13 protein-coding genes and 1 tRNA gene are annotated in these 13,586 nt (G+C 63.4%); 2 read left to right on the plus strand and 12 right to left on the minus strand.

From position 1 onward, the window contains the following. Window positions 1–343: 343 nt before the first annotated feature. Together NATTI_RS0109420 and NATTI_RS0109425 are read right to left on the minus strand one after the other, a co-directional pair. Window positions 344–1,000 carry a DUF502 domain-containing protein gene (locus NATTI_RS0109420; RefSeq protein WP_006092445.1) on the minus strand — a complete coding sequence of 219 codons (657 nt, stop codon included), beginning with the start codon at window positions 998–1,000 and terminating at the stop codon, window positions 344–346. 712 nt (window positions 1,001–1,712) lie between these two features. Further along, a tRNA-Pro gene (locus NATTI_RS0109425) sits at window positions 1,713–1,785 on the minus strand. Window positions 1,786–1,870: 85 nt separating this feature from the next. On the opposite strand from NATTI_RS0109425, the gene NATTI_RS0109430 reads away from it, so the two are divergent. Beyond that, the gene (locus NATTI_RS0109430) at window positions 1,871–2,125 is read left to right on the plus strand and encodes a pro-sigmaK processing inhibitor BofA family protein (RefSeq protein ID WP_006092444.1); all 255 of its coding nucleotides are present in this window, start codon (window positions 1,871–1,873) and stop codon (window positions 2,123–2,125) included. A 48-nt stretch (window positions 2,126–2,173) separates the two neighbouring features. Here NATTI_RS0109430 and NATTI_RS0109435 read toward each other — a convergent pair whose 3' ends face one another. The 7 genes from NATTI_RS0109435 to NATTI_RS0109465 all read right to left on the minus strand — a co-directional run bounded on the left by NATTI_RS0109435 (window position 2,174) and on the right by NATTI_RS0109465 (window position 8,814). Next, the gene (locus NATTI_RS0109435) at window positions 2,174–2,872 is read right to left on the minus strand and encodes a DUF7504 family protein (RefSeq protein WP_006092443.1); all 699 of its coding nucleotides are present in this window, start codon (window positions 2,870–2,872) and stop codon (window positions 2,174–2,176) included. Between the two features lie 169 nt (window positions 2,873–3,041). Beyond that, window positions 3,042–5,108 (minus strand): DEAD/DEAH box helicase, encoded by a 2,067-nt coding sequence (locus tag NATTI_RS0109440; RefSeq protein ID WP_006092441.1) that lies wholly within the window; start codon window positions 5,106–5,108, stop codon window positions 3,042–3,044. Window positions 5,109–5,279: 171 nt separating this feature from the next. Beyond that, window positions 5,280–6,803, minus strand: a complete 1,524-nt coding sequence (locus NATTI_RS0109445) for an NAD(P)H-dependent oxidoreductase (RefSeq protein ID WP_006092440.1) — start codon at window positions 6,801–6,803, stop codon at window positions 5,280–5,282. A gap of 190 nt (window positions 6,804–6,993) precedes the next feature. After that, window positions 6,994–7,377, minus strand: a complete 384-nt coding sequence (locus NATTI_RS0109450; RefSeq protein WP_006092438.1) for a cupin domain-containing protein — start codon at window positions 7,375–7,377, stop codon at window positions 6,994–6,996. Between the two features lie 119 nt (window positions 7,378–7,496). Next, entirely contained in the window at window positions 7,497–7,691 is a 195-nt protein-coding gene (locus tag NATTI_RS0109455) for a cold-shock protein (RefSeq protein ID WP_005554588.1), read from the minus strand. Between the two features lie 113 nt (window positions 7,692–7,804). Then, window positions 7,805–8,023 (minus strand): hypothetical protein, encoded by a 219-nt coding sequence (locus NATTI_RS0109460; protein ID WP_006092437.1) that lies wholly within the window; start codon window positions 8,021–8,023, stop codon window positions 7,805–7,807. 95 nt (window positions 8,024–8,118) lie between these two features. Then, window positions 8,119–8,814, minus strand: a complete 696-nt coding sequence (locus tag NATTI_RS0109465) for a carbonic anhydrase (protein ID WP_006092435.1) — start codon at window positions 8,812–8,814, stop codon at window positions 8,119–8,121. A 197-nt stretch (window positions 8,815–9,011) separates the two neighbouring features. Here NATTI_RS0109465 and NATTI_RS0109470 point away from each other — a divergent pair, with 197 nt between their 5' ends. Further along, window positions 9,012–10,028, plus strand: a complete 1,017-nt coding sequence (locus NATTI_RS0109470; RefSeq protein ID WP_006092433.1) for an NADP-dependent oxidoreductase — start codon at window positions 9,012–9,014, stop codon at window positions 10,026–10,028. A 41-nt stretch (window positions 10,029–10,069) separates the two neighbouring features. Here the strand turns inward: NATTI_RS0109470 and NATTI_RS0109475 are convergent, their stop codons facing one another. The 3 genes from NATTI_RS0109475 to NATTI_RS0109485 form a co-directional block, all read right to left on the minus strand. After that, window positions 10,070–10,867 (minus strand): ABC transporter permease, encoded by a 798-nt coding sequence (locus tag NATTI_RS0109475; RefSeq protein ID WP_006092431.1) that lies wholly within the window; start codon window positions 10,865–10,867, stop codon window positions 10,070–10,072. Beyond that, window positions 10,867–11,913 carry an ABC transporter ATP-binding protein gene (locus NATTI_RS0109480; protein WP_006092429.1) on the minus strand — a complete coding sequence of 349 codons (1,047 nt, stop codon included), beginning with the start codon at window positions 11,911–11,913 and terminating at the stop codon, window positions 10,867–10,869. Before NATTI_RS0109480 ends, NATTI_RS0109475 begins: the two co-directional genes overlap by 1 nt. 111 nt (window positions 11,914–12,024) lie before the next feature. Continuing rightward, window positions 12,025–13,206, minus strand: coding sequence for a CBS domain-containing protein (locus NATTI_RS0109485; protein WP_006092428.1), 1,182 nt, complete (start codon window positions 13,204–13,206; stop codon window positions 12,025–12,027). Window positions 13,207–13,586 lie beyond the last annotated feature (380 nt).

Raw genomic sequence — 13,586 nt, forward strand, 5'->3', positions numbered from 1 at the left:
GTCTTCGACGGCACCACGACTTTGTCGTGACTTCTCGCGTGGTAACAAATCCGACTGACTCAGTCCGCCACGTCCCGGCCAACTGGTCGGACGCCAATGGCGGTACCCAGCAGGCTGAACACCCTGTCGCTGAACGGAACGCGGTGTTCCGTGTTGAAGCGCCCAGCGCGTCCGGGTGGGAAGGCCCCATTGACAGGGCTGTACGCGCTGCAACGCACGTCCTTGGTCACAACTGGACGGCGACTGTCGAAGGGAGGACGCGAAAGCGTACTTCACTCCCGAGGAAACGCGCAACCTTGAACTCCGCTTCGCGGATTCCCGCGACTTCAGGCGCGGGAGGATGTCAATCGTGTTCCGCTTCGCCGAGTTCGGTGGAGGCGACGCCGAGCGTCGCGATCGAGCGGATGGCCTCTTCGACGGTAATATCGACATCGTAGACGTGCTCGGTGGGCATATGCATCACGAACCCGTTGGTTGTCGGATTCGGCCCCAGCGGAACCATGACGGTCACCATCGTGCCGTCGTCGACGCGTTCTTCAACCACTTGCGGGGTATCCGCGGTGAGAAAAGCCAGCATGTAGGCGTCCCGATGGGGAAACTCGACGAGTTTCACGTCCTTGAACTGCTCCGTATCGTCGTCGAGCAACATGGTACTGGCCCGGCGGACGCTCTCGTAGACCGTGCTGATTCCGGGGATGGTCTCCATCGTCGCGTGAACGCGTTTCGAGATGTACCGACCGGGTGTGTACTCCGCGACGATGCCGATCACGACGAAGAACGCGATCAACGAGAGGAGCGTCACCAACTGGACGACCGCCGTCGGCGGATCGTTCGGCAGAACGTAGATGATTCCCTGGACGATCGGCGAGAGCACGCCGAGGATGAAATCGACGACGACGAGCAACACCAGGAGCGTAATCACCAGCGGAATCGCGATCGCGATCCCGTTGATGAGCCAGCGCTTGAAGAGGGCGTTCGGGCCGCCTCGAGGCTCCGGCATGGGTTCTGGGTAAACAGGTGTGGTTACGAAGTCGTTCGGCTTGCAGGGACCGTCGCGTTGGGTGATGGATCCGGATCACGGGACGGTTTCGGCTGCATCGAGGTCTTCTCTCCGTCGCTCGAGTACTCGCGACCGTTCTCGATACCCAATCGGTGCGCCGAGCTTATCTGATGTGTAAAACGAGTACAATTCCACACAGACTGTAAACTATCCAGAACTGACCCAAACGAAAGACGGGTACAAAGGGGCTGGATCGGTCAGTATCGGTACGGTATGTGCGGCGACGAACCGCGGCGGGCGGTAGCCCAGTGCGTCGCTTGTGATGCGGTTTTCGCGGCCAGTATTGCCCCGGATGGCTCGATTCGAAGTATCGCCCCGACGGCTGTAGCTGTGGTGGACGGGAGTTCGTTCTGTTATTCGAGTGGGTGGTGTACTCGAGGCCTGCTGATGGTTGCATACGGGTGACTCGAGCGAGAGACAGTCCTCTCCCGTCGCTACGTGGGTGGTACTCTCAGAAGGGTTTCGTCGACGGACCAGGGACGGTCACGGATTCACCGCTCACGAGCTTGTTCGCGGCAGTAATATGGGATCGCCCGGATTTTCACCAACGGAAAACGCTCGCTCTCGCTTCGCTCGAGCGCTGCGACTTCCGAGGTTCAAATCGGGCTCTTTCAGATTCCTGCTGCTCGCGAGTTTGTTCGCGGCAGTAATATGGGATCGCCCGGATTTGAACCGGGGTCACGGGCACCCAAGGCCCGAAGTATACCAAGCTAACCCACGATCCCGTACCTCCCTCTAACTGGTGCACTGCATAAAGGGTTTCGTTACGCACCGAACGGTTTTACCGGTCGAGGTGATACCGCCGAGCAGATGACTGGTCCCGAAATCCTCCTCCTCGTCCTCGTTCTCGTGGGTGTACTCCTCGCGGCGACGATCGTCCGCGCGATTAGCCCCTTCATCGTCAATGCGGTCGTCGGCTTGCTCGTTCTGTTCCTCGCCAACGCGGTGTTCGCGCTCCCCATCGCAGTAACGCCGGTCGTCCTCTTGATCGTCGCCCTGGGCGGCGTTCTCGGTGCGATCGCCGTGATCGTCCTCGCGCTGTTCGGCATCGCGTTCGTCCCCTAAAACGAGTCTCGCACGCGTCAGTAGCTCTCCGTCGAATCTGTCGCGTCGTCACTTCTCCAGAATCCGAGCAATCTCTTCGTCGGTCGCCTCGGCCGTCGGCGTCGGCTCGAGTTCGATCGTCCCCGCCGCGCCGTCGTTCCACTCCGCGAGCAGATCGGCGACCTCCTCGTCGGTCGCCTCCGGGAGCGAGTCTTCAGCGTCCTCGTCGGCGACGACGGCATCGAAGACCGTTCCGAACGTGGAGACGACCCGATCCTCGTGGCGCGTCGGATCGAAGTGGAAGTGCGCGGAGGCGTCGACGCTCGCGAGTCGGTTCGTGAGCACGTGTGCAAACTGGAAGACGCGCTTGGGAGCGGAACTACACAGGAGCGCGTCCAGCGAGTCGAAACAGACCGTGATCTGTTCGTCCGTATCCTCCCAGTGTTTGCAGAACCGACTGATTGCGACGCCGATTTCTCCGAGATCGGTCGGGTCGCAGACGGAGTCGACGACGACAGTGTCAGTGAAGTCGGGATCCGCGTCGCCGGTGTTGTGCAACAGGTTCCCGACTCGCAGCAGTCCGACCGTTCCCTCGACGTTGCCTGAATCCGGTTCGGCCGGCTGGTCGTCGCCGAACGTCACTTTGAGTTCGGCTGTGGGGCCGTGGTCGTGACGGAGTTCGGCGCAGGCGTCGGACTTGCTGTGGGTCGAGTGAACGAGCAAGACGTTCGCCTGCGGGTCGATCTCGGCGAGGGGGTCGGGCTCCATTGATCTCGTCGGGGGTGCTCCCCGTGCTGATAGCTGCATGGGCACTCTCGTTCTTTACCGTTCCGGCCGCTGATACGTTCCTCAAAAGGGTTCCGGCCGGCCTCGCGTGGGTGTGACTCTCGGACGTGGTCAGGAACCGAATCGGTTCGACGGCGCACTCGAGGTCGCCCTACAGATCGTCGTCTCGGAGCTCGAGGTCGGCGACGAGTTCGTAGGGGTGGGCGTCCTTCCGAATGCCGTCGAGCAGCGCGAACGCGTCGCCGGGGTCGAGGAAGTGTCTCGTGATGACTCGTCCAAGCGGCGTGGGTTCGAAGCCGTCGATGAAGTCGTACTGTAGCAGCTTCCCGATGGCGTGTTTCGTCGGAACGTCACCGAGCATGCGATCGTTGAGCGCCTTCGCGGCTTTCCCGCCGACCGTAATGTTCGCGAGCGTCTCCTCGACGGCTGCGCCCTCGTCGTAGTGGGTCATCACCGATTCCATGTCTCCCTTTAACAGTTTGAAGGCGACCTCGTCTTCGCTCATTTCCATTGAGTTGTGGTACGCGCAGTCGGGTTCGACGAGGATGTACACCGTCCCCTCGTCGTGATAGTCCGGCCGACCCGCGCGGCCGAGCATCTGGTGGAACTCCTGTACTGAGAGCCACTCGATCCCCATCGCCAGCGAGTCGAAGATGACCTGGGAGGCCGGGAAGTCGACCCCCGCCGCGAGGGCTGCGGTCGTGACGACCGCGGACAACTCCTGCTCGCCGAACTGGCGTTCGACCTGCTTTCGCTTTCGGTAGTCCAGCCCCGCGTGGTACGGCGCGGCGGAGTACTCGAGCTTTCGCGAGATTTCGTGACACCGTCGCCGGGAGTTCGTGAAGATGATCGTCTGCCCGCGATACCCCTTCGAGGACTCGGTGTCGAACGCGCGTTTGACGAGTTTGTTCTCGATACGAACCTTCTCCTGGCCGTCGGCGAACGTGACGTGGCGCTCGATCGGCACCGGGCGCTCCTCGAACTCGATGAGTTTCGCCTCGAGCGCCGTCGCTAACTGCTCGGGGTTGCCGACGGTCGCGGAGAGGTAGACCCACTGTGCGCCGTCGTAGCTATCACGCCGCTTCGCTCGCTGTTCGCAGGTGTACTTCAACCGCGAGATGAGGCCGTCCAGTCGATGCCCCCGTTCTTCCTCTTTGAGCGTGTGCACCTCGTCGATGACGACGGTCCCGATGTCGCCCATGTCTTTGCCCGTCCGCAGGGCGTGGTCGATCCCCTCGTAGGTGCCGACGATGACGTCGGCGTTGGGATCGAACTGGTTGCCGTTGTCCGAAATCCGACTCGCGCCCACGCGAATCGAGACGTCGACAAGGTGGCCGTACTCGTCCTGGAAATCCTCGTACTTCTGGTTCGCCAGTGCAACGAGCGGGACGAGAAAGAGCATCTTGCCTTTCCCCTCGAGCACGCGGTCGATCCCGGACATCTCGCCGACGAGCGTCTTCCCGGTTGCCGTCGCCGAGACCACCATCTGATCGTCACCGTCGAGCAGTCCGTGATCCACCGCGAGGCTCTGGACGGGCAACAGCGTCTCGAACCGGTCCTCGAGCAGGTTCTGGACGCCGGGATGCAGGTTCATCGAGTCCACCCGGACGGGGTCGACCTCGTCGGTCGTCGCCGAGATGGTATCGAATTTCGTCAGGTCGGGGTCGAGTTGCCCTTTCAGCAGGTTGACGATCCGTTCTAAGTCCTGGACCTCCATCATGAGATCCTCGAGGCGGTCCTTCGCCGCTCCCGTCACTTCGCCGCCGCCGGCGTAGCTCAACTGCCGTTCGAGCTGCTCGCGCGCACAGTCCTTGCAGATCCAGTCGTTGTCGTCCTTGATCGCGGTTTCCGTCGTAATCGGCGAGTAGCGGCCCGCGGAAGCGCAGTACCGGCAGGTACGGACGGTCTTGGTTTTGTCCTCGAGCTGGTAGCCGCCGAACATCTCGGTGAGTTCCTGGCGGCCCGTTCGCGAGGTCTGTTCCGAGATACGGATCCGTTTCGCTCGGCGAGCGAGTTCGACGAACTCGTCTGGCTGGCGGGGCTCCTCGCTCGAGCCATCTTTCAGTCGGAACTTCGCGGGGCGGGGGCCAGCCGAGGTTTCCGACAGCCCGAGCTTCGCCCGGAACAGCCGCTGTCCGTCACGTTCGACGACGATGAGATAGTCGTTGCCGATCTCGTGACAAAAGATCGTCTCGACCTCCTGGACCTGCTTCGACACGACAACAGATAGTCGCGTGGCGTACTTGAGCGATTCGGACTTTCTGTGCCGCCTGATAACACGGCCCGTTGGACTGTCTCGAGACGGGCGAAAATCGGTGCCCGAAGCGAACGGTCGCGGAGTCTACAGGCGGAGCAGGCCGAGTGCCTCGGGGCTTGACCCCGAGGCGGTTCACAGCAGTCCGTACAGCGGGACGACAGCGAACCACGCGATGTAGCTCAGTGATGCGATCATCAACCCGTCGATGCGCTGTGCGCCCGCCGCCTCGTCCAGTCGACGGCGGAGCAACCAGCAGATCCCCAGCGCATGGGGGACAGAAAGGACGATCGCCGGTCCGTACGCGTCGGGGACCAGCCCCGTGAGGTACCAGCCGACTGCAATCAGGGCGGCCAGCACCGCCGTCCCCATCGCGACCGCGCCGGCGCCGCCGATCCCGAACCGGACGGCGATCGTTCGCTTACCGACGGCTCGATCGGCCGCGTAGTCGGGCACCCCCGCAAGCGTGATCGACGGGAAGACGGCCAGCAGGAACGGGACGCCGAGCAGCCACGGCTCCGGCTCCCGCCACGAGCCGCCGAGGACGAGGAACCCGATCAACAGCACGCCGATGCTGTGGGTCCAGGCGACGGTCACCTCGCCGAGCGTTCGATACGACAGTTCCAGTGGCGGGGCGGTGTAACCGAGCGACAGCACCGCGAGCACGGCCACCGCACTCGCCGTCGCGACCGTCGAGCCAGCGCCGGCGGCTACCGCAATTATACCGAACCCGGTCGCGAGCACCAGCGTCACACCGATCCCGGTCCGAAGTTCGCGAACCGAGAGCGCGTCGTCGACCAGCACCTGCGACCCGCCCGTGAACGGCCCGGCGAACGTGTTCTGTCGATCAGTCTCGTAATCGTAGTACTCGTTGCTCAACACCGTCGCCGCCTCGAGGAAGAACAAGAACCCAAATCCCAGCCAGTACACCCCCGAATCAAAGACGTCGCTCGAGTTGCCCGCAGCCAGCGCGCCGATCGTGTAGGCGAGGCAGGCCATCGGGTAGAACTGCAGTCGGAGCGCGCCGAGCCACGTCTTCGCTTTGCGTGTCGCTCGGGCCGTTCGGGACTCCGGGCCCGTTGCCAGAGTTCGTCCCCGCTCTCTGGCCCGTTCCAGCCAGCCCTCGCGCTCCTCGAGCGTCGAGGACTCGATCGGCCCCAGTTCCGTCACCCGCGTCGTTCGCACGCCGGCGTAGCCCAGCGTGGCGCGTTTGACGGCGTTGGTCCCCGGTTGGCGGTAGATCCAGCGATAGACCCACGGCGGCATATCCATCGTGACGAGCAACTCGGCCGTCTTGTCGTCGAGCAACTCGGCGTGACCCGCGCCCTCGCCCTCGTCGTACTCCGCGAAGGCGAAGCCGGGTTCGAAGACGCGGTCGAAAAAGCCCTTGAGTCGGGCGGGCATCGTCCCCCACCAGTTCGGGTAGACGAAGGCGAGGTGGTCCGCCCACCCGATCAGCCGCTGGGCGGCCCGCAGGTCGTCCTCCAGGTGCTGGTCGGTCGGGCTCTCGGCCCGGACGTCAGGATCGAACTCGAGATCGGCGACGGCGAGAGATCGAACCTCGACGCCGGCCTCTTCGGCCCCCTCACGGTAGGCGTCCGCCAGCGCGCCACAGAAGCTCTCGGTCCGGGGATGGCCCAGAATACAGAGGACGTTCACTGCGTTGCCGACGATTCAACGATCCGAGTAATATAGTTGATCCGTCGTTGCCGGCTGCGAAGCCGCGGTCGTCGCCGAGTCGCCGTCTCAGAGGGATTATCGTAGATGTTTACAGTTTCCCGGCGAAGAACCGAGACGCGGTACAGAAGAACGGGTTCCGAGATCGCCGGTTGGCTACGATACCCCCCTTTCAGTCGACCAGTTCGATCGCGTCGTCACCGTTCGGCACGGCACAGAGGAACGCTCCGGGCTCGTCGCCTTCGTTTCGGTACCAGTGGACGGTCCCGCCGGGGATAAGCAGCGAGTCGCCCGCGGCGACCTCGTACTCCTCGTTGCCGATACCTACTGTGTACTCGCCCTCGAGGACGTACTGTTCGTGTTCGACCTCGTTCGTGTGTTCGGGCACTTCGGCCCCGGCCTCGAGGACGAACCGTCGGATCGCGAAGTTCGGCGCGCCGTGGTCGTCGCTGATCAGGACGCCCTTCTCGAGGCCGTCGGCGGCGCTCACGGATTCGTAGTCGATGTCGTTGCTGCGGCGGATTACCGGCTCGGGTTCGGCTGTCGATTCGGCCATGCCCGTCAGTGGGCGCTGGAGCCACTAAACGTTCACCGGGTCCGCTACCGCGGGAGGGCGCTGTCGCTTGTCGGTGTAAAATACTGTTCTGAAGTGCCGATACCTCCGCGAATTCCGATTTACAGGCGCTCGACGTTCGTCGCGCGCGGGCCCTTGGGGGCCTGCTCGATGTCGAACTCGAGTTCCTGTCCTTCCTCAAGGTCCGGGCCGCCGATGTCTTCCATGTGGAAGAACACGTCGTCGTCCGCGTCCTCAGTCTCGATGAATCCGTAGCCGCCAGTGTCGTTGAAGAAATCAACGGTTCCTTTCGCCATTGCTTCTAAAGAGAGTGCTCCGATATGCATAAAGGCTGCGACTCAATGTATTCGTCCGGTATGCCCCCTGTACTGGGCACATACTTCCTGTTTGGCAAACTCCTTTCGGTCACTCACAGCTCGTTTCGCTCCTCGAGTCGGTGGACCGCCACGGAGACGAAAAACACCAGCATGAACACGAAAAAGCCGACGACGAGTCCGCCGAGTTCAATCGCGCCGATGCCGCTCGGGTTGACCATCGCGAGGACTGCTAGCGCCAGGAGGAAGACGAGGATCGTAAAGACGCCGACGGCGTAGTAGAAGCCGGTGTCCGACTCGAGGAGCTCCCGCATAGGAGAGCGTTCCACCGCGGCCGGGAAAACGCTACCGGCAGCGGATCGCCCGACTAACTACGGTTCGAAGCGTCGATCGACGACTCCAACCGCCCTCAGTAGAGCAGACTGCGCGTCGCTTCCGCGTACTCGTCCGGGATCTCTGCAGCGATCGCCTCGGGGTTCGTCTCGCCGTTGACGTTGACCAGATACGCACGCCCGTGTTCGTCGCCGTAGATCCCCTGGAAGTCGTAGACGAAGCCGTAGACATCGATGTCGTCCGGGACGTCGTCGGACTCGCGGAGGAACGTCGCCTGATAGTCGACGTTGTACTCGACGAGCTGGTTGATTACGGTCTCCTCGTCGGCGTCGGTGTCGATCAGGTCGCTCTCGAGGGCGTCCTCGACCACGGGGCGGAGCATCTCGACCCACTTGTCGACGCCTCGTGGACCGGGGAGCTCACCACCAGTTGCAGCGTGGTACGCGGCGGTAACGGCCCCGCAGCCGGTGTGACCGACGACGGCGGCGACGTCGGTGTCGGCGTGGTGGATCGGGTACAGCAGGCCGCCGTCGACGATTCGCTCGCCGTCGTCCTCGTCCCAGACCTGGTTGCCGATGTTGCTCGGGGTGAACACCGTTCCCGGGTCGTCGACGCCCCACATCCGTTCTTGTGGGACTCGCGAGTCCGAACAGCAGACGGTGACGACGTCGGGATGTTGTCCCGCCTGTACCGCGTCGAAGTACGTGCCGGGCAGGCCGTCGACGTGACGCTCGTTTCCGGCTAGCAACTCGTTGAGAACGTCGTGATCCATACTGTACTGATGACGGATAACCGCCAAAACGTTTCCTTTCGGGTCGGGATTTGTGAGGGTCCCAAAAGGGGCCGGTTCCCCATTATCGAAATCTGGTCGCGGTTCGAGTCGTGTACTCGAGTCCGAATCTAACGAACGAAACGTCCGACCGGTTCCGGGACACCAATATTAACCTACCGTCCCCACCCATTGGGGGTATGGCAGAAACCAGACAGTGGCAGCTCGCGAGCCGTCCGGTCGGCGAACCGACCCACGACAACTTCGAACTCGTCACCGTCGACCGGCCCGAACCCGGCCCGAACGAGGTACTGATCAAGACGCTCTACCAGTCCGTCGACCCCTACATGCGCGGCCGGATGCGCGACGCGGAGTCTTACGCAGAGCCGTGGGACGTCGGCGATCCGATGCAGGCCAGCGTCGTCGGGAAGGTCCTCGAGTCCAACAGCAGTCGGTTCGCAGAGGGCGATTTCGTCACCGGCGATCTCCTGTGGGCGGAACACATCGTGGCGGACGCGGGCGAACTCCAGCGCGTAAATCCGGATCACGGCCCGATTTCGACGGCCCTCGGCGTGCTCGGGATGCCCGGCGTAACGGCCTACTGGGGCACCACCGACGTCGCCGACCCCAACCCCGGCGACACGGTCGTCGTCTCCGCCGCCGCGGGCGCGGTCGGCTCCGTCGTTGGCCAGCTCGCGAAACTCTCGGGCGCACGTGTAGTCGGTACCGCCGGCAGCGAGGCGAAAGTCGAGTGGCTCACCGAGGAGCTCGGCTTCGACGCCGCGATCAACTACAAGGAGACCGACGACCTCTCCGGCGCGGTCGACGAGAGCTGTCCGAGCGGCGTCGACGTCTACTTCGACAACGTCGGCGGTCCAATCACGGACGCCGTCTGGCCCCGGCTGAACGTCGACGCCCGCGTCGCGGTCTGCGGCCAGATCGCGCTGTACAACGAGACACAGGTGCCGACCGGCCCGCGAAAGCTCGCCAAACTCATCGAGACGCGAGCGACGGTCGAAGGGCTGCTCGTCAGCGACTACCAGCCCCGCTGGGGCGAGGCGCTCCAGCGCCTCTCGCAGTTCGTCCAGAGCGGCGATATCCAGTACCGCGAGAACGTCGTCGAAGGCTTCGAGAACGCTCCCGACGCGTTCCTCGGGCTGTTCGAGGGCGAGAACATCGGGAAACAGGTGGTCAAAGTCGCGGACCGCGAGGAGTAGCGGAGTAGCCGCTCGAGGCGAACCGCCGCGCGTCGGCCGCCTCAGTCCGTCAGCCCGTAGCCGATTTTAAACAGGTAGACGTCTATCGCGATGACGACGACGGTGAGCAGCGTCAGAATACCCAGCGAGGCGTACGGCGCGAACTCGGCGTAGGCCGCCGGCGCGACCTCGAGCAGATCCGAGTAGCCCAGCAAGCCGTACCGGACGCTGTCGACCATGTAGACCATCGGATTGAACAGCGAGACATACTGCCAGACGGGGTCCAGCATGGTCAGCGAGTAGAAGACCGCGCCGAAGAACACCAGCGGCCGCAGGATGAACTGGTTCATGACGGTGAGATCGTCGAAGTCACGCGCGACCAGGCCGCCGATGATCCCCAGGCCGGCGAAGAGCGCGGCGATGACGACCATCGTGGTGACGAGGAACAGGACGTTCTCGACCGAGAGCGGGACGAACAGTGCGCCGATGATCGCGACGATGACCCCGACGATCAGCCCTCGCACGGCGCTCGCGCCGACGTAGGCGACGACCATCTCCGCGTAGGACAGCGGCGAGGTGAGCGTCTCGTGGATGTACTCGTTCCAGCGCCCGTGGAAGATCGAGAACGAGGCGTTCTCGAAGGCGTTCGAGATGACGCCGAGCACGACGAGACCTGGGATGAGAAAGAGGATGTAGCCGATCCCCTCGACCGGTTCCTCGATCCGCCCGCCCAGAATAACGCCGAAGACGGCGAAGTAGAGGACGTTCGTGATCGCCGGCGGCATGAACGTGTTCTTCGGTCGCCGGATGAATCGCAGCAGTTCGCGCCGGAAGAGCGCCCGGAAGCCGACCGACAGCATCAGGCGACCCCCTCCTGTTCGCGTTCGCGCTCGCGTTCGGCGTCGCGTTTCTCCTCGGCGTTCTCCTCTGCGCCATCGTCCGCGGACGACGCACTGGAGCGGGTCACCGTCCGATCCTCGCTCCGCGTCAGGTCGACGAAGATCTCCTCGAGCGACGTTCTGGAGATCTCGAGATCGACGATCTCGTAGCCCATCGCCTCGAGGTCGTTGAGCAACTGCGGCGCGGTCGAGCCGCCGTCGTCGACGCGAACCTCGAGGCGGTCGCCGGCCGCGGAAACCTCGTGGGCGTACGCGCCGAGATCAGTCTCGAGGTCGGCCGTCGCGCTCGAGGAAACCGGGGACTCGAGTCGGACCGAAATCGTGTCCGTGCCGCGGGTCTTCAGTTCGTCCGGCGTCGCGACGGTCACCTTCTGACCCTCGTTCATGATCGCGACGCGGTCACAGAGGCGTTCGGCTTCCTCGATGTAGTGGGTGGTCAGCAGGATGGTCGTCCCCTCCTCGTTGAGTTCGGTGACGAGTTCCCAGAGGTCGTGGCGCAACTGGACGTCAACGCCGGCCGTCGGCTCGTCCAGAATCAACAGATCCGGATCGGTAACGAGCGCACGCGCGAGCAGGAGTCGGCGTTTCATCCCGCCGGAGAGCCAGTCGAACCGTTCGTTGCGCTTGTCGTAGATCCCGACTCGCTTCAGCACCTCGTCGGCCCGCTTGGCGGCTTCCTCCTCTGAAACGCCGTGGTAGCCGGCCTTGTGCTCGAGGACTTCCCGGATGGGGAAGAAGCGATCGACGTTGAACTCCTGGGGTGCCAGCCCGATCGCGTCGCGGGCCTGCCGGTAGTCGTCTTCGACGTCGTGGCCGAAGACGCGCGCGTCGCCGCCGGTCTTGCGGACCAGGCCGACCAGCGTGTTGATGAACGTCGTCTTGCCCGCGCCGTTGGGGCCGAGCAGGCCGAAGAACTCGCCCTCCTCGACGGTGAGCGACAGCTCCTGTAGGGCGCGCAAGTCGCCGTACTCCTTCACGAGGTCCGTCGTCTCGATGGCCGGTGGCATCGCCGAGGAGTCGGCCCCGGTTGCGGTTAAGAATGTTGATAGCGGCGCTCGAGACGGTCGAAACGGCTTTTTTTGCCGCTTCACCGCTCGATTACGTCGACAGTCCGTCGCTCAGTCTGCAGTTCGCGGCTGCCGGTTCGGGCTCACCGAGCCGCTCTTTTGGACGATGTCGAAGGCGGTCATCACGTCCGAACGTGAGATGAGACCGATGAGGTCGCCGTCGTCGACGACGAGCAGGCGACCGATGTTGTTCTCGCGCATCCGTTCGATCGCCGTCATCGCGTCCGACTCGGGTGAAATCGTCTTCAGGTCGGTCGTCATCACCTCTTCGACGGTGAACGCGTCGCGCTCGACGGGGTCGATTTCGCGGGCGTCGCTCAACGTGACGAGGCCGACGAGTCGTTCGCCCTCGAAGCCGCTGCGGTCGATCACGGGATAGCCGGTGTGGCGCTCGGTGAACATCCGCTGGATCAACGCTGCGACCGACGTCGCGGGGCCGACGGTGTGGAGATCCTTCGCGGGCGTCATGATGTCGCCGACGGTGACGTCCTGGAAGGCGGCTTTCATCGTCACCTGCTGGGCCTCGCTCGAGGCGGCGATGTAGATGAAGAAGGCCAGCGCGATGAAAATCACGTTGAACTGGAGAATCCCGAACAGCCCCATCAGGATCGCGAACAGTTTACCGACGCTGGCGGCCTGCTGGGTCGCCTTCGCGTAGGGAGTGTTGCGGGCGAGCAACGCCCGGAGGACGCGACCGCCGTCCATCGGGAACGCGGGGATCATGTTGAAGCCGGCGAGGACGATGTTCAACACCGCGAGATAGCCCAGGACGAACCGCGCGCCGTCGAAGCTCTCCGGCGTGAGGAGAAAGAGCGCGTAGGAGCCGATACCGACGAGTATGGAGACGATGGGGCCGGCGATAGCGATGTTCAGTTCCTGTCGCCAGTCCTCGGGCATCTCCGAGAGCGCGGCGATCCCGCCGAGCAGCCAGAGCGTGATCGAGTCGATCGGGAAGCCGTAGCGCTGGGCCGTCAGCGAGTGGCCGAGTTCGTGCAGGACGACGCCGACGAACAGGCCGATCGCGGCGACCAGTCCGATGAGGTAGGGCAGCCACCACTCGGTGGTGAGCGCGTCGACATCGATCCCCGCACCCATGGACGCGTTGAGGATATCGACGACGGGTTCGATCTGGACGCCGATGAGATACGCGAACAGCGGCAACACCAGTAAGAACGTGAGATCCAACTTGATCGGAATCCCGAACAGGGACCCGATCCGGAAACTCTTCATCATGTGTCACACTATCGGCGGAGGCGCCTTAAAAACGCCGCCATCGCGACGTTTCGTTGATCGCGCCGACGGAGGTGTGCGATCAATGCGGACGCCCTCGCTCACGGCTCGAGTCACTCACGAATACTCGTGCGTGAGCGATGCCGAGGCCGGAACCGTTCGCCTGACGGTTCCACTCGAGGCCCGTTCACTCGGCCGGCGGCCGTCGCGGACTGTCCAATATTAATATTCCTTATATGGTAGCGGAGGGCCGAACTATAACAACCGTTTATTTTATTTGCTACTGTCAGTTAGAGTGACTTCGGCAATGCAAATCGAATCGAGTCGAACTGAGTCGAATCAACGTCGGGAACTATTTCGAGACGAGATAGTCGTCTGATCCT

The organism is Natronorubrum tibetense GA33, from assembly GCF_000383975.1.
Lineage (GTDB): Archaea > Halobacteriota > Halobacteria > Halobacteriales > Natrialbaceae > Natronorubrum > Natronorubrum tibetense.

Coding starts and splice junctions, on each gene's coding strand:
- NATTI_RS0109420 (WP_006092445.1), bottom strand. CDS start 1,000: ATGCCGGAGCCTCGAGGCGGCCCGAACGCCCTCTTCAAGCGCTGGCTC.
- NATTI_RS0109430 (WP_006092444.1), top strand. CDS start 1,871: ATGACTGGTCCCGAAATCCTCCTCCTCGTCCTCGTTCTCGTGGGTGTA.
- NATTI_RS0109435 (WP_006092443.1), bottom strand. CDS start 2,872: ATGGAGCCCGACCCCCTCGCCGAGATCGACCCGCAGGCGAACGTCTTG.
- NATTI_RS0109450 (WP_006092438.1), bottom strand. CDS start 7,377: ATGGCCGAATCGACAGCCGAACCCGAGCCGGTAATCCGCCGCAGCAAC.
- NATTI_RS0109455 (WP_005554588.1), bottom strand. CDS start 7,691: ATGGCGAAAGGAACCGTTGATTTCTTCAACGACACTGGCGGCTACGGA.
- NATTI_RS0109460 (WP_006092437.1), bottom strand. CDS start 8,023: ATGCGGGAGCTCCTCGAGTCGGACACCGGCTTCTACTACGCCGTCGGC.
- NATTI_RS0109465 (WP_006092435.1), bottom strand. CDS start 8,814: ATGGATCACGACGTTCTCAACGAGTTGCTAGCCGGAAACGAGCGTCAC.
- NATTI_RS0109470 (WP_006092433.1), top strand. CDS start 9,012: ATGGCAGAAACCAGACAGTGGCAGCTCGCGAGCCGTCCGGTCGGCGAA.
- NATTI_RS0109475 (WP_006092431.1), bottom strand. CDS start 10,867: ATGCTGTCGGTCGGCTTCCGGGCGCTCTTCCGGCGCGAACTGCTGCGA.
- NATTI_RS0109480 (WP_006092429.1), bottom strand. CDS start 11,913: ATGCCACCGGCCATCGAGACGACGGACCTCGTGAAGGAGTACGGCGAC.
- NATTI_RS0109485 (WP_006092428.1), bottom strand. CDS start 13,206: ATGATGAAGAGTTTCCGGATCGGGTCCCTGTTCGGGATTCCGATCAAG.